The organism is Nostoc mirabile CHAB5784 (assembly GCF_020829645.1).
In the GTDB taxonomy this organism is placed as follows: Bacteria; Cyanobacteriota; Cyanobacteriia; order Cyanobacteriales; family Nostocaceae; genus Nostoc; species Nostoc mirabile.
Window position 1 is genome coordinate 162,237 of sequence record NZ_JAIVFS010000004.1, and the last position, 25,538, is coordinate 187,774.

At 42.4% G+C, this 25,538-nt stretch carries 21 protein-coding genes; 8 read left to right on the top strand and 13 right to left on the bottom strand.

Features of this window, described 5'->3' with window-relative positions:
* Positions 1-750: 750 nt before the first annotated feature.
* Complete coding sequence (locus tag LC653_RS05080) at positions 751-2,541, bottom strand: iron uptake porin (protein WP_229493041.1); 1,791 nt, start codon at positions 2,539-2,541, stop codon at positions 751-753.
* Between the two features lie 1,144 nt (positions 2,542-3,685).
* On the opposite strand from LC653_RS05080, the gene LC653_RS05085 reads away from it, so the two are divergent.
* The 5 genes from LC653_RS05085 to LC653_RS05105 all read left to right on the top strand — a co-directional run bounded on the left by LC653_RS05085 (position 3,686) and on the right by LC653_RS05105 (position 9,935).
* Entirely contained in the window at positions 3,686-4,882 is a 1,197-nt protein-coding gene (locus LC653_RS05085; protein ID WP_229493042.1) for an HMA2 domain-containing protein, read from the top strand.
* Between the two features lie 37 nt (positions 4,883-4,919).
* The gene (locus LC653_RS05090; RefSeq protein ID WP_229493044.1) at positions 4,920-5,969 is read left to right on the top strand and encodes a hypothetical protein; all 1,050 of its coding nucleotides are present in this window, start codon (positions 4,920-4,922) and stop codon (positions 5,967-5,969) included.
* A gap of 338 nt (positions 5,970-6,307) precedes the next feature.
* Entirely contained in the window at positions 6,308-8,560 is a 2,253-nt protein-coding gene (locus LC653_RS05095) for a heavy metal translocating P-type ATPase (RefSeq protein ID WP_229493046.1), read from the top strand.
* Between the two features lie 70 nt (positions 8,561-8,630).
* A complete protein-coding gene (locus LC653_RS05100) occupies positions 8,631-8,939 on the top strand; it encodes a DUF5132 domain-containing protein (RefSeq protein WP_229493047.1) in 309 nt (102 codons plus the stop codon).
* Between the two features lie 417 nt (positions 8,940-9,356).
* Positions 9,357-9,935, top strand: a complete 579-nt coding sequence (locus LC653_RS05105; RefSeq protein ID WP_229493049.1) for an HMA2 domain-containing protein — start codon at positions 9,357-9,359, stop codon at positions 9,933-9,935.
* A gap of 9 nt (positions 9,936-9,944) precedes the next feature.
* Here the strand turns inward: LC653_RS05105 and LC653_RS05110 are convergent, their stop codons facing one another.
* Positions 9,945-12,311, bottom strand: coding sequence for a WD40 repeat domain-containing protein (locus tag LC653_RS05110; protein ID WP_229493050.1), 2,367 nt, complete (start codon positions 12,309-12,311; stop codon positions 9,945-9,947).
* A 639-nt stretch (positions 12,312-12,950) separates the two neighbouring features.
* Here LC653_RS05110 and LC653_RS05115 point away from each other — a divergent pair.
* Both LC653_RS05115 and LC653_RS05120 read left to right on the top strand, forming a co-directional pair.
* A complete protein-coding gene (locus LC653_RS05115) occupies positions 12,951-13,595 on the top strand; it encodes an HMA2 domain-containing protein (protein ID WP_229493051.1) in 645 nt (214 codons plus the stop codon).
* Between the two features lie 233 nt (positions 13,596-13,828).
* On the top strand, positions 13,829-14,908 hold the full coding sequence (locus LC653_RS05120) for a phosphatase PAP2 family protein (protein WP_229493053.1): 1,080 nt from the start codon (positions 13,829-13,831) through the stop codon (positions 14,906-14,908).
* Positions 14,909-14,981: 73 nt separating this feature from the next.
* Here the strand turns inward: LC653_RS05120 and LC653_RS05125 are convergent, their stop codons facing one another.
* The 9 genes from LC653_RS05125 to kdpB all read right to left on the bottom strand — a co-directional run bounded on the left by LC653_RS05125 (position 14,982) and on the right by kdpB (position 22,622).
* On the bottom strand, positions 14,982-16,442 hold the full coding sequence (locus LC653_RS05125) for a hypothetical protein (RefSeq protein WP_229493055.1): 1,461 nt from the start codon (positions 16,440-16,442) through the stop codon (positions 14,982-14,984).
* Positions 16,443-16,560: 118 nt separating this feature from the next.
* Positions 16,561-16,815, bottom strand: coding sequence for a DUF7219 family protein (locus tag LC653_RS05130; protein WP_229493056.1), 255 nt, complete (start codon positions 16,813-16,815; stop codon positions 16,561-16,563).
* 31 nt (positions 16,816-16,846) lie between these two features.
* Positions 16,847-17,059: a potassium-transporting ATPase subunit KdpA gene (locus LC653_RS05135; protein WP_229493058.1), complete on the bottom strand. Its 213-nt coding sequence runs from the start codon at positions 17,057-17,059 to the stop codon at positions 16,847-16,849.
* Positions 17,060-17,332: 273 nt separating this feature from the next.
* Positions 17,333-17,731 carry a hypothetical protein gene (locus tag LC653_RS05140; RefSeq protein ID WP_229493060.1) on the bottom strand — a complete coding sequence of 133 codons (399 nt, stop codon included), beginning with the start codon at positions 17,729-17,731 and terminating at the stop codon, positions 17,333-17,335.
* Between the two features lie 67 nt (positions 17,732-17,798).
* Positions 17,799-18,308 (bottom strand): hypothetical protein, encoded by a 510-nt coding sequence (locus tag LC653_RS05145; RefSeq protein WP_229493062.1) that lies wholly within the window; start codon positions 18,306-18,308, stop codon positions 17,799-17,801.
* 4 nt (positions 18,309-18,312) lie between these two features.
* Positions 18,313-18,678, bottom strand: a complete 366-nt coding sequence (locus LC653_RS05150) for a potassium transporter TrkA (protein WP_229493063.1) — start codon at positions 18,676-18,678, stop codon at positions 18,313-18,315.
* Between the two features lie 517 nt (positions 18,679-19,195).
* Positions 19,196-19,834 (bottom strand): K(+)-transporting ATPase subunit C, encoded by a 639-nt coding sequence (kdpC, locus tag LC653_RS05155; RefSeq protein ID WP_229493065.1) that lies wholly within the window; start codon positions 19,832-19,834, stop codon positions 19,196-19,198.
* Between the two features lie 370 nt (positions 19,835-20,204).
* Positions 20,205-20,474, bottom strand: a complete 270-nt coding sequence (locus tag LC653_RS05160; RefSeq protein WP_229493067.1) for a potassium-transporting ATPase subunit F — start codon at positions 20,472-20,474, stop codon at positions 20,205-20,207.
* Positions 20,475-20,480: 6 nt separating this feature from the next.
* The gene (kdpB, locus tag LC653_RS05165; RefSeq protein ID WP_229493069.1) at positions 20,481-22,622 is read right to left on the bottom strand and encodes a potassium-transporting ATPase subunit KdpB; all 2,142 of its coding nucleotides are present in this window, start codon (positions 22,620-22,622) and stop codon (positions 20,481-20,483) included.
* A 33-nt stretch (positions 22,623-22,655) separates the two neighbouring features.
* On the opposite strand from kdpB, the gene LC653_RS05170 reads away from it, so the two are divergent.
* Positions 22,656-22,796 (top strand): hypothetical protein, encoded by a 141-nt coding sequence (locus LC653_RS05170; protein WP_229493071.1) that lies wholly within the window; start codon positions 22,656-22,658, stop codon positions 22,794-22,796.
* 184 nt (positions 22,797-22,980) lie between these two features.
* Here the strand turns inward: LC653_RS05170 and kdpA are convergent, their stop codons facing one another.
* The gene (gene kdpA, locus LC653_RS05175; RefSeq protein WP_229493073.1) at positions 22,981-24,726 is read right to left on the bottom strand and encodes a potassium-transporting ATPase subunit KdpA; all 1,746 of its coding nucleotides are present in this window, start codon (positions 24,724-24,726) and stop codon (positions 22,981-22,983) included.
* A 361-nt stretch (positions 24,727-25,087) separates the two neighbouring features.
* Positions 25,088-25,402, bottom strand: a complete 315-nt coding sequence (locus LC653_RS05180; RefSeq protein ID WP_229493075.1) for a hypothetical protein — start codon at positions 25,400-25,402, stop codon at positions 25,088-25,090.
* Positions 25,403-25,538: the final 136 nt, after the last annotated feature.

A 25,538-nucleotide genomic window follows, 5' to 3' on the forward strand; every position in this document is an offset into this window, starting at 1 on the left:
ATGACAAATATATTGAATGGCTTTATGTAAATTCTTGGGGGTTGCCCGAATTCAATCAACAACTGCCCAAATTCAATCAACGACTGCCCAAATTCAATCAACGACTGCCCAAATTCAATCAACGACTGCCCGAATTCAGTAAACGACTGCCCAAATTCAATCAACGACTGCCCGAATTCAATCAACGACTGCCCGAATTCAATCAACGACTGCCCGAATTTAATATAGGAACTTAGCAAACTTGCTTTTATTAAACACAAAAGCGATGGCTTTGCCAACGCCTGCCGTAGGATGCCCGAAGGGCTGTAGGGCGAACGCAACAATTGAACTGATACAAAGCGTAGACGCATTCGCAAAGCGTCTCCAAGAGTTGCGGTGAGGGAGTCGCAGTCTTGGCGGTTCCCGTCGATTGCGATAGCGCAGCGTTAGCGACGCAGGAGCGTCACTCCCGAACCCGTTGGCGCAGCCTCTCGTAGAGAAGGGCGAATCAAAAGACATCGCACAAAAATTTACACGAATTCCTCATCCTAATTCTATGTAAAAATACTTCTGAAGTCATTGAGAAGTATAAAGTAATACTATATATTAAAGTAAGAAAGGCGATGTCTACGACGGGCTATTCGGCGTCGCAGACTCTTGGCCGAGGGCGATCACCTTTCATTTAACCCCTACAATTGGAGTCAACTATGATCATGACACAATCAAAAAAGTTCGCCAAATCACAACAAAAGCAGTATTTACCTAAAACCTTTAAAAGGTGAAAGTTGTTCTCAGCGTACCGATAATCGCATCGTCGTTACCGCTATTTTGACCAGGCGAGGTCAACCAGATGACACCAGGGGTGATTGAGATGTTATCTGATACGCGATACTTGTAGAAACCTTCAAAGTGATAGGGTATATCATTACCAGCAGCAACACCTGTCCGGTTAAAGGAATAGGGTTCCGCACCAGCAAAAATACCTAAAACGTTACCCTGTTTACCGAAGTCAGGTAAGGCTATCCCAACACCGTAGCTCCAAGCTTCATAATCATCATCTGCACCAAAGCCTGTGACATCGTGGTAAGAAACGAACCCACTAATTGACAGTTTGTCGTTGGGTCTGAAGGCTGCCGACACACCATAGGAATTACTGGAAGATGCGTTTAGGGCAGTAAGGTTGTTAGCTAGGCTGTTAGCTTGACCAGTACCTACGACGGGGCTAGCGCCAGTCGTCAAACCACCACCTGCATCAAATAAACCGATACTTCCAGCACCATGATACCCGTGAACGTAGGTAGCAGCGATCGCCAAGCGATCGCCAACACTAAAGTTCAACTGTCCAAGAGCTGCATAGTTACCCTCTAACAAACCTTGATTTACTCCAGGATTATTAGCATTTGATGCCAAGTAGCCTACAGTCAGTGAACTTGGTTTGAAAAAACTGCCACCGCTACCAAAGGGTAAAGTTAGTGCTGCACCTGCACCACCACCAATGCGATAGATGGGACTTTCAGAAGCAAAGGTAGACAAAGCACCATTACCGCCATCATAGTCCTCAAAGTAAGGGTTGTTAGTGGCAACATAATCACTATGAATACCTCCGGTGGCCGCCAAGTAAACTTGGGCTGGGCCGATGGGTACGTAATACGCCAGCCAGTCTATAACGACACTGTTATTGGTGCTTCCACCGGCGAGTTGAAATGTTTGTGTACCTTCAGCACTATTGATAACCCCATTAGCGTTATCCCTTAATGAAAAGGCTCCTGCATTACCAGCAGCAAGACGGGTGTGTAAAACGTCTCTACCCGTGAAACTGGTTTGCAAATCTAAACGTACCCTATCTTGGAAGACAGTATTGTTCGCATCGCCAGTATTACCGCCAAAAATATCAGTAACGGCAAAAATGGCTTCACCCACCAATTTTGTAGTAGTGGAAAACTGATTTGCTTCCAGTTCAGCAGTTCGTGCTTCTACAGCATCGACTCGGCCACGCAGAGTTGCTAGTTCTGCCGAGAATTCCTCTTGCAAACGTTGGAGGGTTGTTAAATCCTGTTTTGTCACCAAATCAGCCGTTGCTGTGGCAATCAGTTCATTAACCCGATCTAAACAAGCATTCAAACCTGCGGCAAATTCATAACGAGTCAATGCCCGGTTGCCACGGTAAGTGCTATTGGGGTATCCAGCAATACAACCGTAGCGTTCAACCAGGGATTGCAAAGCTTGGAATGCCCAGTCAGTGGGCTGTACATCAGAAAATTGAGAAACTGATGTGACTTGAGACAGTGAATTTTGGTTCTTGCCTTCACTGCTGTAGCGGTTAACTTGTTCTAAAACCTTCTTATCATCAGTCTTTTGGGCAACCAACTGCTGATTTTTTGGTTGTGTTTGGATGAATATTGAAGCACTAGAAGCTATTGGTGCTTCTGCCTGAGCAACTTTTGCATTTATATCTTCAGAAGAGGCTGGTACTTTAGTAGCCATAGCCTTAGCGGAAACCAACACTGTCACTCCCAAAACTACTGGGCTTAATACCAGAGTTTTCCACAATAGATGAGACATTTTTTATTTTCCTTTCCCAAAAAAGGCCCGAAATGACTGGCTTCAAGAAAAAGAGAACAAGCAGTTATTCTACTTGTTGGAAATCTTATCAAATTCCAGTAACTTTAAGATATGCTTCACAAAATTGTTAATAATTCAGAATTCAGAATTCAGAATTCAGGATTCAGGATTCAGGATTCAGCAATCTTTCAGTGGGGGATTCACCCGCCACTGTCTTGTTGACCACCAAATTGAAAATTTGGTGGGGGTGCAAAAACAGAGTCTTGCAACGTGACCTCACCAGAGTAATCAAAAACACCCCACCCCCAACCCCTAAGAACTCTTCGGGCTACCGTGTACACACAAGTCTTTTAGAGTGGCTCCACAGATTTTTAATCCCCCCAACCCCTCTTGAAAAGTAAAGCTGTTTTATTCCCTCAAAGGCTCAAAAAAGACTTGTGTTGTGAACGAAAGTACTTGTGTTGTGAACCAAAGTACTTGTGTTGTGAGGGACTTCCAAATAAAAAAATACCCAATAAATTTACGAAAAAGCTCTCTCCTTATTCCTCTGTGTTCTCTGTGTCTGGAGTGGTTCGTTTATTTGGGTAATTTATTTCTTGGAAGTCCCTGAACCAAAAGACTTGTGTTGTGAACGAAAGTACTTGTGTTGTGAACCAAAGTACTTGTGTTGTGAACCAAAAGACTTGTGTGTACACCGTAGGCTCTTCGGGAGGGGAGCGTAAGTTTACTCAAATGCGGGGTGGGGTTCTTTATTTTTTATTTATGCAAGAGGTCTAAGACTTACGCATTTTGACGAAAAAACGTCATTGCCAGCGACAGCAAAGCAATCTCCCCAAGACCGAGATTGCTTCCCTACACTACGTTTCGGTCGCAATGACATATACTTAGTTGCGTAAGTCCTAAGGTCTAATCAACACTGTCCTAACCTATGTGACTACGGCTACAAGTAAGTGGGTCAAATTAAATATAAAACCTCACCCTGCCTCCGGCTTCCCCCGACAATACCAAGGAGAGGGATTGAGGGTTGTCATAACAAAACGTTATAAAAAATAATTCGGAAGACACATACTTAACCCCTAGCCCTGAGTTACATTTAATCTATTGTTAACCTTTAACTTGATGTAGCTATTGGCTAATTCGGTAAATGACTAAAAATAGCAGTAATCGTGAAAAATTAAATATTTTAGCGAAAATATCTCCTAATTTCATCTCTACACCACAAAGCAACGAAGTTAATCAGAGTACAAGTAAAGCGATCGCTTTAGTTACGAAGTCACAGCCCTCAGGTGCCTTGCAAATAGTTCATGTAACTACCGGGCGCGTGCGACTCCGTACCACTGACAGTAGTCTCAACTCGATACTAGACAACATAGCCCAAGATTTCCGCTCCTTAGAAGGAGTGAGGGAAGTTAGCGTGAATGAGCAAACGGGCAGTTTGGTAGTTAATTTTGATGAAGATAAGCTCTCATTACCGCAAATTTTGGCGCTAAAATCCGATATTGAGATCCAACAGCCACAGGCTTCGTCTGATTCACCTAGCAAGACCGATCCCTTTGCAGCTTGGAAATCTCCTTTATTTTGGAAAGAGCAGGGCATTTCCTTAATTCCGATGATGACAGGCTTGGCGGTAACAGGAGGGTTGGGAATTCATGGCTGGGTATCGATTCCAGTTTATATGATTGCGGCGGATGCAACCCGTGGTGTAATTGGTTATCTTGGCTCTCAAGTTCCGACATCAGAAAAAAACGAAGGTAATAACACCAGTTCTGCGATATCGGAATTATCAAAAGAGGAGCGCAAATCTACTATCCAACCAGAAAAGTCAACAAATAATCTTGAGAAGGCTAGCAAGGTGGTAGCACCTGCAAAGATTGACTACAGTGTAGTGCATGCAATTGGTGGACGTATTCGCTTCAATGTGCCAAAAATTGCTGAAGATCGAGCCTATGGGCGGCGACTTGAGAGAATAGTGAAAACCGATGCTGAAGTTACAAGCGTGCGTGTGAATTTTGATGCAGCATCGATCGCGATCGCTTATCAGTCTCGTGATATTCCATTATCTTATTGGGTGAGTCTGATGGAATTAGCGTTGGAGATAAACCCACCAACACTAGGCATGACAACGGCTAATCAACCCCTAGAAGAAGTTAGTCAGACGAATGAAATTACAGACGCAACAACGGCAAATCATACAACTCAGGTTACTCAGACTGCTGAAGTTATCAACTCAACAACAGCAAACCAAACAACTCCACAGTTATCCAGTCTGTGGACTAACCTAAAATCGCCTGCGATGTCATTGTCATTAGGTATTATGGCGAACTTACCCTTGGGAACCTAATATACAGTTTCAAATTGCGGAATACTGGAGGGCAATTATGACTGGTTTAAATTTAGAAACGGTAGCAGATTTAGACAAAAAACAAGAGCAAACAGTCACAGACGAGATTAATTGCCCAAAAATGCCGCCTTCAAGGGTAGCACATAGCATTATTTGTGCATTTCCCGGACAAGTGGCGTTTTGCATACCTCAGATTAGAGAAGATGAAAAATATATGCAACGTCTTCTCGCCTTGCTTGCCAATGAGCCTTTGGTAATCAATCAGCAAGTCAATACTACTATGCTAGGATCAATTGCCATTACCTATAAATCTGATCTAATGTCAGATGTTGACATGCGATCGCATTTGGCTAATTTGATTCAGTTGGCTGGTAATGCAGAAGTGGTATCAGCATCTGCAAACCAATTCAAACCATGCTCAACTGCGGTGACGACAGAAGACAGGCAGGATAGAAAGCCAAAAAGAGAAGCCCAGAAGCAGACATCAGCAACATTCTCCTTATCCTCTGCGGATGCGTCAGTCTCTAAGAGGTTGTTTGAAAAGTGTTTCACTGTGACTTTAGGTACTTTTAGATCCCCCCTACCCCACGCCAGTCGCTCCACTTGGGGAGACCCCAAGACCGCGCTGGCTCCCCTTAAAAAGGGGGGAACCGGAGTCAAAGTCCCCCTTTTTAAGGGGGATTTAGGAGGATCTAAAACTTTTGATACCAATAAAAGGACTTTTCAAACATCCTCTAAGACTAAAAGCAATTCGGCATCCTCGGCTGATTCTGTAATTCAACAACCAAAAAAACCTGCAAAAGTAGCTTATAGCATTGCTCATGCAATTCCCGGAAGGGTGCGGTTTCGTGTGCCTGGAATTGCCTGCGATCCAAAATATGTCCAACGGTTAGAGACATTACTCAAATCAGATTCTACAGTTACCAGTGAGCGAGTTAATAGCGCTGCGAGATCAGTTGTCATTACCTATAAAACTGGAATGATGCGGAATTCTCAGAAGCGAGTGCAAAGCTTTTTATTAACACCAATATCTCATCTAGTCAATTTAATTGAATCTGCCAATGATCCCGCCACAGCGATAAGTTAGCTAAGGGACTTCCAAGAAATAAATTATCCAAATAAACGTAGACGCTTTGCGGCTTGCCGCAGGCTACCACAGAGACACAGAGAAGCCAGTGCGCCCTTGCGGGTTCCCCGACTTGAAGCAACTGGCGCGACACAGAGGAATAAGGAGGAGAGAGTTTTTTCGCCAGTTTTTTGAGTATTTTTTTATTTGGAAGTCCCTAACTAATCCAGCAAATGACAAATAACCAAACTTTTGATAGCTAATCAATCTCGCAGGATTGGTAGCTAATTTGCTCTCTTTACCTTAATAAAGAGCCTGATTTTCATCGAAGTGTAACAATTTTGGATTAAAGAAAAGTAATGGCAAAAGTAGCAGTGCAACTACCATCACCCCCAAAATCTCAATTCACTGTGTTGGAAGGGAATGGAAAAGTTTCTTTAATTGACACTAATGGACACTCTCAAGGAGAGTTACCCAACGTTACCTACAGCGTTATCCATACAACTCCGGGAAGACTGCGGTTTCGCGTACCTCGCTTACGCTGTGATGCCGATTATGCCAAGCGTCTGGAAGTGTTGTTAACAGCAGATGCGCTGGTGAAGAATGTCCGTGTCAAGCCTGCGGCAATGTCGGTTGCAGTTACTTATAAATCTGATAAAGTTTCCGATGCGAAGATGCGATCGCACCTTCACGATTTGATTCAGGCTGCAAGTGTTGTAGTCGTTCTCAAAAACTCTACATCTTTATCGGAAACCGAAAAAGAGGCATCTTGGCCAGGTTTACAACTTTCCGCCCTTGCGACTACTTTAGCAGTACTGGGGGGGCCGTTAGGATTACCAATGCCACCTTTAATAGTGGTGCTTCCCATCGCCATTGCCACACTACCCGTCATCCAACGAGCCTGGGAAGGTATTAGGGTAGAGCGAAAATTGAATATTGACTTTTTGGATCTGATGGCGATCGCTATTACTACCTTCCAAGGCCAATTTCTCACACCATCGCTGATGCTCGGTTTAATTGAAGTGGGCGAAAATATCCGCGATCGCACGGCTCGTTCTTCTGCTCAACAAACTCTAGATTTACTTAGTTCTCTGGGGCAATTTGTCTGGGTGGAACGCAATGGCGACAAGCAACAAATTCCCATTCAAGATGTGCAGCGTGGCGATACAGTGATTGTTTACCCTGGCGAACAAGTGCCGGTTGATGGTAGCATTTTGCGAGGTAAAGCCCTGCTAGATGAGCAAAAACTAACTGGCGAGTCGATGCCAGTCTTGAAGAAAAAGGGACAACCAGTTTTTGCCTCAACGCTGGTACGGGAAGGACGAATTTATATTCTTGCAGAATGGATAGGGAATGATACCCGCGCCGGACAAAGCATTAAGTTAATGCAAGAAGCGCCTGTCCACGACACCCGGATAGAGAATTATGCCATAAAATTTGCTCAAAAAGCTGTTGTGCCAACTTTGCTACTTGGTGGGGCAGTATTTGCCGCAACCCGCAACCCCTCACGGGCAGCTAGCGTTTTAACTCTAGACTTTGCTACAGGTATTCGAGTCTCCGTCCCCACAACAGTTTTAGCAGCATTAACTTATGCTGCACGGCGGGGGATTCTCATCCGTAGCGGACGGGCGTTAGAACAACTAGCAGAAGTTGATACCATAGTTTTTGATAAAACGGGGACACTGACTAAGGGAGAAGTCGATGTTGTCAGTGTGGAAAGTCTCAATCCAGCAACATCAAGATTGCGGGTGTTGGAATTGGCAGCCGCCGCCGAACAGCGTTTAACTCATCCAGTTGCAGAAGCAATTGTTCGCTATGCCCAAGCAGAGCAAGTGGCAATTTTGCCGCGTAGTAAGTGGGACTATCAACTAGGTTTGGGCGTGCAAGCTCTGATTGATGAAGAGACAGTTTATGTTGGGAGCGATCGCTTTTTGCGTTCTAGTGGCGTTGACATGGCAGCGCTAAATGGTCAGCAAAAATCAACAGATTCAGCGATTTATGTAGCTAGCAATGGTCAACTTCAAGGTATTATTAAATATAGTGACCTTCTGCGTCCCGAAAGCCGGGAAGTCATTACAGCACTTTCGACGGTCGAAGGTGTAGAAATTCACATGCTAACCGGCGATAATCAGCGAACTGCTACTGCTGTTGCTGCTGAACTTGGTATCTTGCCAACGCATACTCACGCAGAAGCTTTTCCAGAACAAAAGGCAACAGTTGTCCGCCAACTGCATGAACAAGGTAAGACAGTTGCATTTGTAGGTGATGGGATCAACGATTCGCCAGCTTTAGCCTACGCAGATGTTTCCGTATCCTTTGCCAACGGTTCTGAGATAGCCCGCGAGACAGCAGACTTAGTGTTGATGCAGAATGACTTGCATGGTTTATTAGAAGCGATCGCGATCGCTCGTCAAGCCAAGCAATTGATTCGGCAAAACACAGCACTTGTTGCCGTTCCTAACCTAGCGGCAATGGTGATAGCCGTTTTCTTTGGTCTTAACCCCTTAGCTGCAACAGTAGTCAACAATGGCTCAACCGTAGTTGCCGGAGTCAACGGTTTGCGTCCAATTCTTAAAAATCGTCAACATAAAGCTCTACTATCGGCAAGATGATACAACTATGCCGCCAAGAGTATCTTAAAAAGCTTTCCAAGATTTCTTAATTAATAGGAGAAAATTGAACATGGCACCTAAAATTAGTGATTTTGTTGAAGATGCAGGCGCTCCCGGTATTATAGCCGGAATTGGTGCAGTCCTCTTAGCACCTGTTCTATTGCCCATTGTCGCTGGAGTTGGTAAACCCTTAGTCAAGTCAGTCATCAAAGGCGGAATTGGTCTTTATGAAAGAAGCAAAGGAACCATTGCAGAAATAGGAGAAACCTGGGAAGACATGGTAGCCGAAGCCAGAGCAGAACTTGCTGAAGAAAAAGAAACCCCCGTGTTTGAAGCCACTGCCACCAATGCGGATAATGTCGCCGATAATGGTGTGTAATTTCATCTGCCTATTAGCAAGTTAAATTCTTCCCCATAGGCGACTTCCAATTACCAAAATAAAAGAACCCCACCCCCAACCCCTCCCCGCAGGCGGGGAGGGGAGACAAAGCACAGCTTTGGCGGGGTGGGGTTCTCCGGGTTTAATAAGTAATCAAGCGGACATAATATAATTTATGTTTTGGAAGTCCCTAGTGCAAGATAGCGCAAAAACTCTCTCGCTCCTCTTATTCCTCTGTGTTCTCTGCGTCGCGCCAGATGCTTCTCCCAAGGGGAGACGCTGCGCGAACAAGTCGGCAGAGCCGCCCAACGCACTGGCTTCTCTGCGGTTCGTTTTTTAGTAATTTTGCACTCATTCCTATAGATAACAAACCCACAACAAAGAATCCACTATCACACAAGTAAAAAAGGTGGTTGCATGTTGACTAATGGTTATAGCACTTACAATAAAATGCCGGAAATTATAGACAAACCCACTTTCAAAACACCACCAAAACCGATATCTACAAAAGTTGTAAGTTCGACTCCCGGAAGATTGCGGTTAAGAGTGGCTCATTCCCATCGTCAACCAGAAAAGATGCAACGCATCGCCAATGCTTTGTCAGCAAATTCTCACATTAATCAAGTTAAGACAAATGTCCATCATGGCAGTATTGTTATCAATCACGATGGTAAAGATGGCAGTCTAGAAAATGTGCTAGCAACACTTAAAGATTTAGGAATAATTTTTGCCGATGTTACCGAGGGTAACACCGAGGCAGCAGCAGGAGTATCATCTGCGGTTGTTGACTTAAACCAGCGCGTCAAACAGTCAACACATGGTGCTTTTGATCTGCGGATTCTTTTCCCTTTAGGATTAGCTAGTCTTTCGCTGCGGCAATTACTTAACAAAGGGTTGCAGTTAGAAATTATTCCCTGGTATGTTTTAGCATGGTATGCTTTTGATAGCTTTATTAAGTTGCACGGAACTAGCCAAAAACAATCACCAAACGAGTAACTAAAAAACTTAATTAATCTGCCAAATCTTGATGGTTTTATCAGAACTACCACTAGCAAGAAATTGACCATTCCGGCTAATAGCAATAGAGTTTACTGCTCCTGAGTGTTCTGTGATAGTTTGCAGTAACTCTCCCGTCCGCAAATGCCAAATTTTGATGGTTTTGTCTGCACTACCGCTAAAGAGAATTTCTCCATCAGGACTAACAGCTAAGGATCTTACCTCTTCTAAATGTCCAGTCAATGTGTGTAATACTTTACCTGTAGCTAGATACCAAATTTTGATAGTTTTGTCTGTGCTACCGCTAAAGAGAATTTCTCCATCAGGACTAATGATTACTGATTTCACCCCACCTAAATGTCCGTTGAGGGTGCGTAATGGATCGCCCGTGCGGGGATTCCACAGCCTGATTTTGTTGTCAGAACTACCACTAGCAAGGATTGTACCATCAGAGCTGATAGCAGCAGCATAAACTGCGGATGAATGCCAAAGGGTACAAATGCGTTGGCATAGCCCGCCGCAGGCATCGCCTTTATGCAAGTTCCAAATTTTGATTTTATTGCTACCACTGGCAAGAATTTGTCCATCAGGACTGATGGCGATGCAGTTAACCGGTTTTTGATGTCCTAACAGAGTGTGGATTAGTTTGCCAGAATTGACATTGTAGACTCTAACATTACTTTTGGGGTGTTGGCAACTACCAACAGCGAGGTAATGTTCATCAGGACTAATCGCAACAGAGGAAATTTCGCCTAAATCTTCTGCGAGGGTGCGAATAAGTTTGCCGCTTTTAGAATTCCATACTTTGATAGTTTTATCTGCACACCCGCTAACTAAACTCTCAGAATCAGGACTAATGACGACAGATGTCACTTTTTCTGAATGTCCAGTTAGGGTATGGCTGAGAACGATATGTTGTAGTGTAACTTGGTGTTTGAGGTTGGCAACACAATTTAAAATTTCCTCAACATCAGCAAGACTCTGAGTATCACCCACTGCAACAAAATATTCTCTTAACTTTTTGACATATTCCTCATCTTTGACGCTGACGGCTGATTGCATTGCCTGAAGCGGGTTTGTAGAATCCTGTAGTGATATTTGGCGTAGTTGCAACCATGTAGCCACTGAATAATCAAGCTGTTCATTTGCCCAAGAGCGTAGTTTACCGCCGTAGGCATCGCTTAAATGAGATAAACTCTGGGCTAATTGCAAAGCCAATTCTGGAATCCAGTAACAACGCTCATTTTCCAGAGCTTGGTAAACTTGCTTGTAACCAGAGGCGATAACCTGTACTGATTGTAAATCAAAAGTATCTGACAGCAGACTCGGCAGCAACTCTGGTAGTAACGGAGGTACACCATGATTAACCAGGTGGTAAATATCTGCTACCCAACCTGCAACCAAACAGTGATAAGTAATCAAAACCTGACAAAGGTTTTCAAAGTCTTGACGGTTGACTTGATATTGTAAAGATAACTTACTAATATCAATTCCTTTTTCATTCCATTTTTCTACCTTTTCTAAAATTGCCAAATTAACAACATTCTCTTTTCCAATGTGATTAATTTCCTCTAAGTTTTCTCCCAAGGACAGCAGTTCATCTCTAATCTTTTTCCATTCTAACGCTCGTCTTTTAGCAGACTCTTCCAGAATTTCTCGATAAGGTAAACGAGCAATTGTTTTATAATAATAATTACCTTGTCCCAAACCCCAGTAGGCAATCCGAAAATTTAAATAATCTCCGTCATTTTCTGACTCTAAAATCAAAATAGGCTCTGTTTTCAACATTCCAAACAGAGCCTTAATACTTGATTCACTGTGAAAACGCTTACTATCCCAAGCTCCTGCCAATAATTCTGTTGGTCTAACTTGACTGTTTAGAGAGTAATGCTTGTTGAAAAAATCTCGTAATCCTTCAGCCAACATTAACTCAATTTGGGAAATTGTTTCATCTCTATTCTCGTTAAATTGGTCAAAATGTACTTGAGGAGGAGCGATAAAAATTTTCAGTGGGGTGCGTCCATAATTGGTGGAGTCTAAAATTTGCGAAGGGTATAATCTTAAGGGCCAGCTATCAAGAATTTTATTAACTTCTGGCAACTTGAGCGCTGTTTCTCGCTCTTGGGCAGCTATTCTTAATTGCGTTTGGTGATTGTCGGCTACTAATTGCTGTTGGAAAATTCTTTCTTGTTCAAAGTCTTCAACATAACTGCTTTTTTTATTTGAAGGATTTAGAACTTTGAGTATTTCGGGAATTACTTCAATCGGTTCATATTTACTCAGAGCTAAATCTTGACTTCTCTTTTGTACTAGCTCTGCAACAACAGGTGCAAACTCTAGTACCAGTTGAATTAGTAAGCTTAACCCTTGCTGCATAAACACATACCTAGAAAGTGAATAAAATAAATAAGCAAGGCTTGCATGAAATCAGGGCAATACTCCCATCCAGTAAATTCATACATACTCTTGATCTTACTACTTGAGAATATAGTAACTCGACCCTGAAACATTAAAATGCTTACATGTCAATAAGCCTATGTAGTGAAATACTTGTAAATCAAACCGCAATGCGAGAGTTATTAGTCATTAGTTCAAGAGAAACCACGCCCCTTGCTCAGAGCATCGCAAGGGGCGAGGTATGTACCAAAAACTCTTTATCAAAATGATAATCATCTAAGAAGGGAGGGAAGAGAGCATTTATCAACAAGGCAGAGGGCAAGAGGTGCTTTAATTACGATGCTCAATCCTCGAATATATTGCTAAGTGCCCTTTGCCTTCTGCTTTCTTCAACCTTTCTCCTCTTAATTATTAGCGAAGTACAATGTTAAAGAAACTTAATCAACCTGATAGCAGCGACAGCTAAATTCACTACTGAGATAGATTTTTTAAATCAGAAAAATAGGTATGACTAAAGTAAAGTCAATGCAGTTCAATAAAACGCTCTCTTATAACATCAAGCGATAAATTTATAAGCCTGGTTGCGTTTTTTGTTTTTTGAAATTAAAAAATAGTACTATGACTTCTATAAAACGGTCTAACTCTGACAAAAATGCTAGTCTTAATCTGCGTTTACCACCAAAAAAGGCAGCTAAAAACGTAGCTAAGAAAACAGCGCCATCCCAAAAGATATTCTATAGCATTGTCCATACAATTCCTGGGCGAATTCGTTTTCGTATTCCTCTGCTAGCCAGAGATGCTGAGTATGCTAATCAACTCAAATTAGCGATAGAATCCGATCCTAGAGTTACAAATGTCCGTGCTAACCCAAAAGCTGCATCCATCGTCATCAATTATAAAGTAGGTGTAATTTCAGATAATCAAATGCGCGAGCATCTAGTCAACCTGATTCAAACTGCCCAAGATGTAGTTGTGCCAAAAGAGGTAATGGCAAAATCAATCGTGGGGACTATCTTTGATGCTCTAATCAACTTAATTGATAGTACACGCAAAATCAACCAGGCACGTAATGTTATTGTATATCGAAGGTTTAGGACAGACGTTTGGGAACGGATACTTTCTACCTCAAGAAGCATAATTAAGAGGCTAAAATCTGCCACCATGTTTATCTTGCCCAACAAGCGATGGCGATTGCGCGGCAATGGCGAGGTGAACTCCCAGCCTTTGAAACTGAAATCTGCCAGCGAACCTGAACTTGTGTAGTTACTAATACAGTAGCTATTAAAATGATTCCTGGTTAAGAGTAAGTAGCGCTAAAATAACTGGGATTTCCGATAAGTCATGAAAATCTCTCTTCCCTAGTAGTCTATCGCATTAGTTATAAAGGGTGAAAAAGTTCGTAGTAAGGACTTTAGTCCGGGATTTTTAAGCACTGAAGTGCTTACTACGAACCCGACTACTAGTTTTCAGTCAAAGCATTTTATTATCAATAACAAATGGGTAATCCTCACTTTCATAAACTTCCTAATCAAAACCATTGGGTTCAAGCAATACATACTGCTGTTAAAGGAAGAGTTAGATATAAGGTAAATGGACTCTATCATTCAGAAGCTCTTAAAAAATATCTTGAATCGAGATTATTAGAGGAGGAAATAATCTCACAAGCTAGTGCTAATAGTTACACAGGGAATGTTCTTGTTATCTTTCATCCAGATAAGAGTTTAAAGGCGATCGCTCTCCTTATTCAAGACATCCTCTTAGATTATCAACAAAAAAGCAGTAAATCACTTGCTTCTGCCGCAGTCATTGGAGACAGTAACTTGCATTCCTTTAGCACTAAAGAAAATGCTGCTTTCGTTGGGGGTAATAATCGAAACATATTTGATTCAGCCGTACTGCCTCAAATATCTATGCAGCGACAATTAAACCAAACAGGTAGTCAACTTATTCCTGTATTGGGGGCTGTTAGCGCTCTTGTATGCGGCACTGGACTGTTGTATGCATATAATCTTGACGAAGCCATTTTGCTCTTAATTCAGAGGTTGCATACACCACTGCGCGATCGCATCATGCTTGGTATCACTTTTCTGGGCGATCCAGTAGTAATGCTGTTATCTTCTTTGGGGCTGGCGATTAGTCCGTTATTTTATAATCGTCGCTGGCAAGCAACTATCTTGGGCATCGCTGGAGTCGGTGCAACCTTGCTAAATTGTTTGATGAAACTATTATTTGGTAGAGCGCGTCCAGCACTGTGGAAGCATATTATTAAAGTGGGTCAACACAGTTTTCCCAGTGGCCATGCAATGGTTTCAATAGTGATTTACGGTTTTACCGGCTATATTCTGGCAAAGCAGTTTCCTGAATGGCGCTTTTGGATTTATGGTTTGACTATTATTTTAATTGCTGCGATCGGTTTCAGTCGGCTTTATCTTGGTGTACATTGGCTAACTGATGTAACAGCTGGCTATGCCGCAGGTTTAGTGTGGTTGATTGCCTGTATCCTTACCTTAGAATCGCAGCAAAAATATCGCTCGTCACTGGAAGCAGTCTCATCTGTAGGTTCTTCCCCAGCGTAGCTTTGGCGGGGTGGGGTTCTTCGGGTTTAATAAGCAATCAAGCGGACATGATATTATTTACCAAAGGTCGCGTTTATACAGGAATTTCGCTAGATTTGGCACCATTTCTCGATTTTACCTTCTTGTTTTTGACCCTGATTTGTGGTAGATCCTTTTTATCTTTGTAAAAGTAACAGATTTCAACTAGAGTTGGCCATATTTCTAGAGAACCGTGAAATTGGCTAATCACATCATCGATAATTCTGGAAACGTTTTGCTGAAAAAAGTCGGGTTCAAACCCATAAAATACTCTTGATAAGTTCTCAGCAAACAATTGGAGTGACTGCTTACGTTCTTCATTCTGGGTAGACATTGAGGCTTTGACTACCTGCCTGTGAATAGCAGAGATTTTTTCTAGGATTTCTTCAGAGTCTTGTAACGTGACTTCCCCAGAGTAATCAAACTTGATTCCTAGATCATCAAGATGATAAACACTGCTCTTAATCTTCTTTTTAAGTAGGCTACATATTTCTTCATTAAAGAGTTCACTAGCCAGAGGATTACGCATATAGTTATTTCTAATATGGTTCTGGACAGCATCAACGTGTGCAGCGGCGATTCCCTCTTGCTGTATCCAAATTCTGTAGATATAATCTTCAAATCTGAGCCGAGTTGGAAAAAAGGGTGGTAAACCTAGCTGATTATCATATCCAGCGACTCCACAATCCATTCTCCAGTTTTTGTTGGTAATAACAGGCCGAAAATTGGTAATAATATAAAAATCATTCAGGTCATTTGGACTTATTTGATTTTCATCATTGAGATACATATGAATAAAATCAAGTGTATCAATATCATTAGTTCCTGTGCGAAAAGTCTGGGCAATCTTGACGATCGCATTATTTAATACTCTCCCTGGTTGTAATAAGAGGCTGTTTTCCCGAAAGTAACCTTTGGTCGTATTAGTTTCTAAATCCATTGCTGTATCAAGAACCAATTCTCCAGCCTCGAAGTTTTCTGGTACATGACTGGCTTTTTGACCAAGAACATCACCAAAAGCCGTGAGTAAGTCAAAAGATTTATGGACGAAGCCGCCTTGTTGGTTGGACTTAATTAATTTTCCTCGACATATTTCATCGCCTGATAAAGATTCTGGGCTAGTTTCAATTAATGCATCTGGTCGCATATCGTCATCTGCACTAACCATTAAATGTCCAAGGGTGTACATTAGCGTGAAGTTGCGATTTCCTCCATAACTAGGTCGGAATAAGTTTTTGACTAGTGATTCCAGCTTGCGATCGCGCAGTCTTTCGTTTAAAAATGTAAGAAATTGCTCTTTCTGTTGGGGGCCGACATAAAACACATCATTGACTGTCTTAGTCTGCTCTAAAAGTGGGTAATATTTCTCGTGATTGGCAATACTGGAATCATCAAAGACGATAATTTTTAAAGCATGACCATTTGCCCAGAAATTCTCATCATACTTTTCGATGGTCTGTGCTACATCTCTCAGTCGATGAGTTGGAATAACAAATACCGTTTCTTTTTGTTTCATAAAATTTGTTCAGGTTTATAAAATGAATTTTTAAGACTTCAAACTCTATTTGAACGTTCTCGTCCTTACAATCACTGCATCACCGTTGTTACAGTTGCATCAGGTTGAGTCAACTAAATTAAACCGTTAGATCGCGACCAATTCCCAGTTTATTTTTACTATCCTCCAACTGTTTCCAGAGTGCCTCTATTTGAGCAAAGGCTTTTTCTGGAGATAGCTTTCCACCAGTTTCTAAACTAGTGATATAGCTAATTTTTTGAGCAAACTCTTGGAGATTAGCATTAAATACTAAGTTTTTTGGTTTAACTTGACCGTAGTAGCGATCGCGAGGATAAAGAAAGCTATTTTTATCTTCATAATTAGGCTGTAGCATCAACTTACTCCTGACAAAAAAACCTGATTAGCTATTGGGAGGTTAATTGCAGCGACCTGATATAAGCTGTATTGCTGAGTAACAGAGCGATCGCATATTCTCTTCCAGTCATGCTCTTTTGCGGTTCAATACCTATAAGGAGATAAATTAAGCGCTCCAATGGGTTCATCACTGGATCGAGCCAAGTTTTGTGCATGAAAAAGACTTCAGCTAAGTAGTATCCTACGATTGGTACTGACACCACAACTAAGAATCTGACTTTTCCCGTTAAGTCATGAAACAACGAAGCAGCAAGAGTTTCAGACTATAATTTATTCTCAATAACTTAATATTACTGACAATAAATTACGAGAGAATAGGGCTTTGGGCTAGGGGTATAGTAAGCGATCGCTCAATCAAGGAGATAACGGGAAAAGTCAGAACTAAGAATAGAGTGAGGAAAATTTGCACAAAGCCTTGGATCATAATTGGGAAGCATGGGATAAAGCGATCGCCATAGGCATAGCCAGAAACTCACCTATTTAGGGCTGTAGTCAGAGCAATCGAATGCTTGTTTCGTTAGAGCAGTGGTAGGATGTACTGCACAGTTTAGATAATGGTTGTCGTTAAAAAATCGGCAGTTTTTACAGGGATGTTGCTGTAAATGTTTGATACTTACTATTTCGTCTTTATCTTGTGCCGCATTTTCTGGAGGATCTTCTACTGCTTTGCAGACAGATGAAACGAGAAAAACGACAATTCCCCAAACAATCATGAAGGAGATGTGAGCCAAAAACACTGCTACAAAGGGAATGTCTCCGTCCTGTGGTTTTATGTCGCTATGTGTTGCCTTAGCCAGGTTAGTTTCAATCAGGATGAACTGATGAACATTTTTTTGGGCGGATATATAAAGTAGAAAAAGCTCCGAAGTATGCATATTAAAAACCTTTAGTTAGTCGAATTGAGATTCAGTAAAGGTCATCTAAATTAAACATCTTCAGAGGCTAGGGAGAAACTACTGTCTTGCTTGGTTTCCATCCCAGTTTTTGGAAAAATTTTGCCATTGAAAATGAATCCAAAGTATTGACTGTTTGTAACTTTATTTCACTTGCTGCCTGATTGATAACTGCTTCCGTATCAATGTTGCTACTCCAAGGAGAGGTAATAACTTCAATTTTCTGAATTTGGATTAATCTGCAATAGTTGAGGACAACGGCACCCCAAGCGGTAGTTTCTGGCTTTATTTGAGGAACCAAAAGTGTAGAAACTCCTGCTGCTAACCAATCTCCTTGTAATATGGGTGGAGCTTCAACAATCACAATCGATTCAGTGGGAATAGTATGGCTGGCTTTAATTTTTTGCCCACCCATAAACAGAGTTTCCATAAAAAATATCACATTACCTTTAGAGTGAATATCGCTAATTTCGCCCTTAAATTGGGTTGTAATCGGAGCACCTAAATCTTTAATCATCTTTGGCTCAGGTGCATGATAAGAGAAGAAGTAAATGTTCATTTATCTAATAATATGTGGAATTGAAACTAATTGGTACATCTGAGCCATCTGAATTAACAGATTGACTGGCTGTTGGTCGAGCTTCCAGTAAGCAACTGTTAAGGGAATAGTAAACAGAATGAATTTTCTTAAGAGTGACTTTGAGAGCCGGAACCATCATGGGATGGGTTGCTATTGTTAAAATGTAGTCTCCAGCAAAAATACTAGGATTATATATTGCTGAAATGACTTTACTTTCTCTTAAAATTCCCAAAAAAAAGCATTGTTCGGGTAACTGAATATCAGTTAAATGAATGCCACAGTAAACGCTATTAGCTTGGATGAAAACACCAAACAGGCTTGGTTCTAAGATTTCTTTGTTTTTTAACACAAAAGATTTTTTAACTCTGATTATATTGTGCAATATTTTACAGAGAAAATATGATTTTCTTTAAATATATTTTGAATATATATAATGTATCAAGCAAAATAAACATGTGTTTATTAATTAGTTAAATAGGCATATATTTAGAGATATAGATTTGAATAGTCCTATTTAATCATTCGTAAATAACAAAATTCCCGGCTTAATTTAATAAATCGGGAATCTAAGCCTTTCGATTTTAAGTAGTCATTAAGGATTGCTATAAGTAATTATTCTGAATAGGAGGTGTAGCAATACGGTTCGGTTAAGAATATTTGTAGGTTGGGTTGAACATTCGTGTTACCCAACAAACCCTGCAATATGTTGGGTTTCGTTCCTCAAACGCCACTTGCTTCAAGTCGGGAAACCGCAAGGGCGCAGTGGCTCCCCAACCTACACATTTTTATTTTTTGGGCTTAACCGAACCGTATTGGGAGGTGTAGCAATAATCAAAAACACCCCCTTTTCGCTATTTCCTATGCTTTTATCCCTTAATCTTATCCAGAGCTAAATTCAGGTTCAACACATTAACTCCAGGCTCGCCAAAGATGCCGAGAAAGCGACCATCGGTGTTTTGAGCAATCAAAGTTTCCAGTTGGTTCGGCTGAACTCCTCGCGCCTTAGCTACTCGTGCAATTTGCGCGATCGCAGCTTCGGGAGTAATGTGAGGGTCAAGGCTAGAACCAGAGGTGTAGACTAAATCGCCAGTCGGCTGCACACCTGCTGTTTTCAGACGAGTGAAGTCACCTTCAACCTTTTTGCTCTTTTCTGGGTCATCTTTACCTTTGATGCGTTCTAGTAATGCGGGATTACTGGGAGCCAAGTTACTAGCACCAGAAACTCCGGTTTTCAAAACTCCCGCATCGTCTTTTTTCGGGTCGGCTGTGCTGTAGCTGGTAGTACTGGGACGACTGTTAAAATAGCGATCGCTACTAAAAGGTTGACCAATCAAAGCAGAACCGACAACTTGACCTGTGCTATTTTTCAGGAGACTACCGTTTGCTTGAAAGGGAAACACAATCTGCCCAATGGCAATCATCGCAAAAGGATAAATAATCGCTCCAATAACCCAGAGTACTAAGGTAGAACGAACAGCTCTGCTAGCTTCACGTGCAAAACTCATAGGAACATCCTCGAAACGACTGGAAACAACTTGACTTCAGACAGTGGAGGAAAGCCGAACGGCAATTTTAATTGCTGTGACATACGCTTTTTTGGTAAAATCGAATAACAGTGAAATTAGCTCAACGCAGGAAGTTAACTCGCTTTCAAGGCTTATGCTAGTAGCTGAGTTGTCTAACGATAGCGGAGCGGTAGCGAGTCTGCGAGCGTCGTAGCAACGAAAATTGAGTCATGGGGTGTGGGGATGAGTACATCCTCTGGTCAACCGTAACCGCGCCCGTAAGTTTCGCAAACAACATAAGTGAACAAGCAATTGTTAGTAGTGTTGGGCGGGGGACAAAGCCCTGTCTTTTTAAACCAGGGAATGGTTACTAGAATTTCTCCGGTACAAACATTACAAAAAATAAATAGATAGAAAGCCCTAGCGTCACCAGTCCTAACAGCCCCAATCCCCAAGATTGGCTGCGAGAAAGTTGTTCACCAGTAGCTGCATAGACTAGAGGTGCAACCACTAGGTTGAAACACATCGCCAGAAATAAATACAGTGGCAGCTTTTGTCTACGCCATTGACACCAGATTTCAGTTATTTCTTCTAATACTTGGGATGCAGGAATAGTGCGTCGGATTTGAACGGGTTTCATAGTAAATTAAGACAAAGGTAGGATAATATCTATCAGTTTGATGGCAATGAAGGGAGCAACGATACCGCCAAGACCAAAGATGAAGATGTTGCGACGTAACAGTTGATCTGCTGTTAAAGGTAAAAACTTTACCCCTCTAAGTGCCAGTGGAATTAGTGCCGGAATAATTAAGGCGTTGTAAATCAGCGCCGAGACGATCGCAGATTGGGCACTCTTTAATCCCATAATATTAAGTGCGCCGATTCCAGCAGCTGCAAAGATAGTCGGAATGATCGCAAAATACTTGGCAATATCGTTAGCGATGGAGAATGTTGTCAATGCTCCACGAGTAATTAACAACTGTTTACCTATGGTTACTAAATCAATCAGCTTCGTAGGGTCAGAATCTAAGTCCACCATGTTAGCAGCTTCTTTGGCAGCTTGCGTCCCAGAGTTCATCGCCACACCCACGTTTGCTTGAGCCAAGGCAGGTGCATCGTTCGTACCATCCCCGGTCATTGCCACCAGTTTACCCTGAGATTGTTCCGAGCGAATCACCTCAATTTTGTCTTCTGGAGTCGCTTCGGCAATGAAATCATCCACCCCGGCTTCCTCGGCAATCACCGAAGCGGTAATTCGGTTGTCACCTGTGAGCATGATAGTCTTAACACCCATGCGGCGGAGTTGGTCAAACCGTTCCCGCAAACCAGGTTTCACAATATCTTTGAGGTAGATGACACCATAAATCTTGTCATCTTGGCAAACAGCTAAGGGTGTACCGCCTAATCGGGAAACTCGCTCATAAGCTGCGTCTACATCATCAGAAACGTCGCCGCCACGAGAACGGACAAATCCCTTAATCGCCTCTACCGCTCCCTTGCGAATTTGTTTGCCATCGGGTAGATTTGTGCCACTCATCCGGGTTTTTGCCGAAAATTCTACACCCTCGGCTTTGTCGAGATTGAAGTCTACCGCAGCCTGAGACTTTTCTGCCAATATCACAATTGACTTGCCCTCTGGCGTATCATCAAACAAGCTAGCAGCTAGGGAGACTTGCGCCACATCTTGTATTGAATGATTATCCAGGGGAATAAACTCATCAGCCATCCGGTTTCCCAAGGTGATCGTGCCTGTCTTATCCAGCACCAAGGTATTGATATCGCCGCAAGCTTCTACGGCTCGACCAGAGGTTGCAATGACGTTAAATTGGGCTACTCTATCCATCCCTGCAATACCGATCGCACTGAGTAAACCACCGATAGTTGTAGGAATTAAAGCTACCAGTAGCGATATTAGAATAGCAACGCTAGCACCCGCCCGCAAACTGTTTCCCGCCTCAGCCCCAAAGGCCGTGCTGATAAAGCTGGCGATGTAGCCGACAAATGGGGGCATTGTCGCCACCACAATCAAGAACACCTGTGTTAACACTGCCAACAATACCGTCAAAGCAATCTCGTTGGGAGTCTTGCTGCGTTCTGCCCCTTCTACCAGGGAAATCATGCGATCGATAAAGCCTTGTCCAGGATCAGCACTAATGCGAATTGTCAACTCGTCGGAGAGTAGGCGTGTGCCGCCTGTCACCGAACTAGCAATATCTGTACCTGGTTGCTTCAGTACAGGGGCAGATTCTCCAGTAATTGCAGACTCATCCACCGAGCCGATGCCTTTAATTACATCTCCATCGGCGGGAATCATATTATTTGCAACCACTTTTACCAAATCGCCCCGTCGCAGTTCCGTAGAATTGACTTTTTCTATCGAACCATCTGGGAGGATTTTGTTGGCAACAGTATCCGATCGCGTCGATCTTAATGAATCAGCCTGGGCTTTACCGCGTCCTTCAGCTACAGCTTCAGCAAAGTTGGCAAAAACAAGTGTGAAAAAGAGAATAAAGGTAATCAACCCGTTTAAGAGGCGTTGTTGGTTGACATCTGCCTGGATTGTACCAAACAGATTTGGGTTAAGGGTAACAAGAAAGGTGACAATTGTTCCCACCCAAACAACAAACATAACTGGGTTTTTAACAGTAATTCGAGGATCGAGCTTGACAAATGACTCACGAATTGCTCTCTGGTAAAGCCCCCGCATATCTGTCTTGGGGGTGTGCTTGCGCGAGTCACGAGTTCCAGATGGAATACGGGGCGAAGGAGAATCAGTAGTAGTTGGCATAGATTAGATTTTGGGCATCAGTCTTTGAGGTGGATGAATGAGTATCAAAGCTGGATGAATGAGTATCAAAGCTGGATGAATGAGTATCAAAGCTGGATGAATGAGTATCAAAGCTGGATGAATGAGTATCAAAGCTGGATGAATGAGTATCAAAGCTGGATGAATGAGTATTAAAGCTGGATGAATGAGTATCAAAGCTGGATGAATGAGTATTAAAGCTGGATGAATGAGTATCAAAGCTGGATGAATGAGTATCAAAGCTGGATGAATGAGTCTTTAAGCTAATGCTTTAACTTCTAACTCTCCCTGCTCCCCAGTACAGACGCGATTAATCGCGTCTCTACCCACTCCCCAATCCCTAGCCGATGCCTTTGGCGATAAAAAACGCTTCACCGATCGGGCCTAATGCTAATACTGGGAAGAATGTGAGTGCGCCCAAGATTAAAATCACGCCTGCGGTGACACCTATAAATAGTCCGGTATCGGTTCGCAATGTACCAGTCGTGTAGGGAACAGCTTGCTTGCGAGACATGCTATCTGCCAAAAACAGCAAACCCAAAATTGGAATATAGCGTCCAGCTAGTAAACTGAAGCAGGTACTTAGATTCCACCACAGGGCAGTTGCAGTGGTTTTTGCGCCCGTTGCGATCGCCAAAGGTGAAGGTTGTGAATCGCCTAAACCTTCAAACCCAGAACCGTTGTTAGAAGCAGCAGAGGCGTATTCGTAAATGACTTGAGCAAACCCGTGAAAACCCGGATTACTAATTCCTGATAGTTGGTCAGCAAATGCTAGGGTGATACCTGCGGGAATCATAATAGCGATCGGGTGAACCAGCAGAATCAGGAAACTAGCAAGTACAACCTCGCGCTTCTCAATCTTGCGTCCCAAAAATTCTGGTGTGCGTCCCACCATCAGCCCTGTAGCAAACACAGCCAGAATCAAGTAAGCGAATAAATAAGCGGTTCCTGTACCCTGTCCACCCCAGATAATTTGCAGGAACATATTGGAAAGGGTAATGAAACCGCCGTTGGGCATGAACGAGTCGTGTAAACTATTAACAGCGCCGGTCATGGTGCCTGTTGTAACTGTTGCGAACAAGGCAGATTGTGCCCAACCAAACCGCACTTCTTTACCCTCCAGGTTCGGTTGCGAACTTCCTAGAAGTGCATTTACAGTCGGGTTGCCGTTATATTCCCCAATGGCATTGATAACGACAAATACGATGAAAAGCACACTAACCATGCCATATACTAACCAGGCTTGCTTGGTGTTATTAGCAAATAAACCGTAGGCATAAATCAGGGACGTGGGGATTGAAATCATCGCCACAATTTGAATCAAATTAGAAAATCCGTTGGGATTTTCAAAGGGGTGTGCCGAGTTGATGGCGAAAAAGCCGCCGCCGTTTTCCCCTAATTGCTTAATAATTTCAAAATGGGCAACAGGGCCACGAGCGATCGCCTGACTAATGTTCGGATCTTCCAAGGTAGGGAATACAACTGCACCCGCCAGAGTTTCTGGAACGCCAGCTGCCATCAAGGCGATCGCGCCCACAATACAAATAGGCAGCAAAATTCGGGTAATCGAGCGAATTAGGTCTACATAAAAGTTGCCCAACGATCTACCCGTCAATCCCCGAATAAAGGCAATCCCCACCGCCAAACCAGTCGCAGCAGAGGTGAACATGTGATAACCAAGCCCCCACATTTGGCTGCCATAGCTCATGTAGGTTTCACCAGAATAGTGCTGCTGGTTGGTATTAGTAATAAAGGAAATAGTCGTATGCAGCACTGTATCCCAAGTTGGGGCATTTATTCCCGTAGGATTCAGGGGCAACCATCCCTGATTCATGATGATAAAGAAAATCAGTAACCCCATTGCTACGTTGCTATACAGGATTGCCCGCCCATACTGCCAGCCCGTCATGTTTTCTTTGGTTTTAACGCCAACCAAGGCATAAAGCACTCGCTCAACCGGATTCAGAATTGGGTCGAGAAAAGTACTTTGCTCTAGGTAGACACGCGCCATATAGCGCCCAAAAAATGGAGTAATTGCTACTACAATTAGTAGCGTTAATACAATTTGAATCCATCCTTGTAGCATTGGATTAGTCGAACTCCGACATGAATAAATTTAAGATGAATATAAGATATTTTCTTACCATGAATCGGAAAAAATAATGAATTATATCGGCATTCTTATTAATTAACCTATAATTATGTGCTTTCTCAATCAATCATCGAGCTTTTCGTGAAAGAACACAAGGTATAAATTAATATTTAAACTAGCCTATACAAGGAATATATATCTATATATATACACAAGTCTTCAGAGCGTTTATCTCGATATATATCTGCAAATATAAAAGGACAGCTAAATGCTAAACAAACAGCTATTTGCGCTCAAACAGGAGCATCCCACTTTGGCGAATAGCCTAGCTGATTTTTCACGTCATCTAGAAAAGTTAAATATCTTCGTTTTCGTCATCATCGTATATTCCTGCCCGACTTAAAGCATACTCTGATAGTAAGGGCGTATCTCGTCTATGGCTCTCTGCCCATTCCTGAAAAGCTGTTATCCACTCAAGAGCCGTTGCAGTTTTGTAAAATGGTTGATCCTGTTTTGATTTCATCAACTGCTTAAGCAATGCATCAAAATGTGGCTTAACCACTTCAACAGGGAGCTTAGTTACATTTGCTAACACCTGCACAACGCCTTCTAACTCTTGTCTGTCAGCCTCTGTTAGTAATGGTAGTATTTGATTGTTATTGTTTCCCATACTAGTAGCTCTCCATAAATAATACTGAAATTACTTTCTAGTTTAATAACAGGCTACTATAGCAGTCCTAAATCATTCGTGAAAAGTTAGCTCCCCAACAACTTTTACGAAGTCGGGGAGCTGGACACCGCGAATT

Coding starts and splice junctions, on each gene's coding strand:
- LC653_RS05120 (WP_229493053.1), top strand. CDS start 13,829: ATGGGTAATCCTCACTTTCATAAACTTCCTAATCAAAACCATTGGGTT.
- LC653_RS05095 (WP_229493046.1), top strand. CDS start 6,308: ATGGCAAAAGTAGCAGTGCAACTACCATCACCCCCAAAATCTCAATTC.
- LC653_RS05140 (WP_229493060.1), bottom strand. CDS start 17,731: ATGCATACTTCGGAGCTTTTTCTACTTTATATATCCGCCCAAAAAAAT.
- LC653_RS05105 (WP_229493049.1), top strand. CDS start 9,357: ATGTTGACTAATGGTTATAGCACTTACAATAAAATGCCGGAAATTATA.
- LC653_RS05160 (WP_229493067.1), bottom strand. CDS start 20,474: ATGAAACCCGTTCAAATCCGACGCACTATTCCTGCATCCCAAGTATTA.
- LC653_RS05145 (WP_229493062.1), bottom strand. CDS start 18,308: ATGAACATTTACTTCTTCTCTTATCATGCACCTGAGCCAAAGATGATT.
- LC653_RS05170 (WP_229493071.1), top strand. CDS start 22,656: ATGAATGAGTATCAAAGCTGGATGAATGAGTATCAAAGCTGGATGAAT.
- LC653_RS05130 (WP_229493056.1), bottom strand. CDS start 16,815: ATGCTACAGCCTAATTATGAAGATAAAAATAGCTTTCTTTATCCTCGC.
- LC653_RS05085 (WP_229493042.1), top strand. CDS start 3,686: ATGACTAAAAATAGCAGTAATCGTGAAAAATTAAATATTTTAGCGAAA.
- kdpC (WP_229493065.1), bottom strand. CDS start 19,834: ATGAGTTTTGCACGTGAAGCTAGCAGAGCTGTTCGTTCTACCTTAGTA.
- kdpB (WP_229493069.1), bottom strand. CDS start 22,622: ATGCCAACTACTACTGATTCTCCTTCGCCCCGTATTCCATCTGGAACT.
- LC653_RS05115 (WP_229493051.1), top strand. CDS start 12,951: ATGACTTCTATAAAACGGTCTAACTCTGACAAAAATGCTAGTCTTAAT.
- kdpA (WP_229493073.1), bottom strand. CDS start 24,726: ATGCTACAAGGATGGATTCAAATTGTATTAACGCTACTAATTGTAGTA.
- LC653_RS05080 (WP_229493041.1), bottom strand. CDS start 2,541: ATGTCTCATCTATTGTGGAAAACTCTGGTATTAAGCCCAGTAGTTTTG.
- LC653_RS05110 (WP_229493050.1), bottom strand. CDS start 12,311: ATGCAGCAAGGGTTAAGCTTACTAATTCAACTGGTACTAGAGTTTGCA.
- LC653_RS05180 (WP_229493075.1), bottom strand. CDS start 25,402: ATGGGAAACAATAACAATCAAATACTACCATTACTAACAGAGGCTGAC.
- LC653_RS05090 (WP_229493044.1), top strand. CDS start 4,920: ATGACTGGTTTAAATTTAGAAACGGTAGCAGATTTAGACAAAAAACAA.
- LC653_RS05125 (WP_229493055.1), bottom strand. CDS start 16,442: ATGAAACAAAAAGAAACGGTATTTGTTATTCCAACTCATCGACTGAGA.
- LC653_RS05100 (WP_229493047.1), top strand. CDS start 8,631: ATGGCACCTAAAATTAGTGATTTTGTTGAAGATGCAGGCGCTCCCGGT.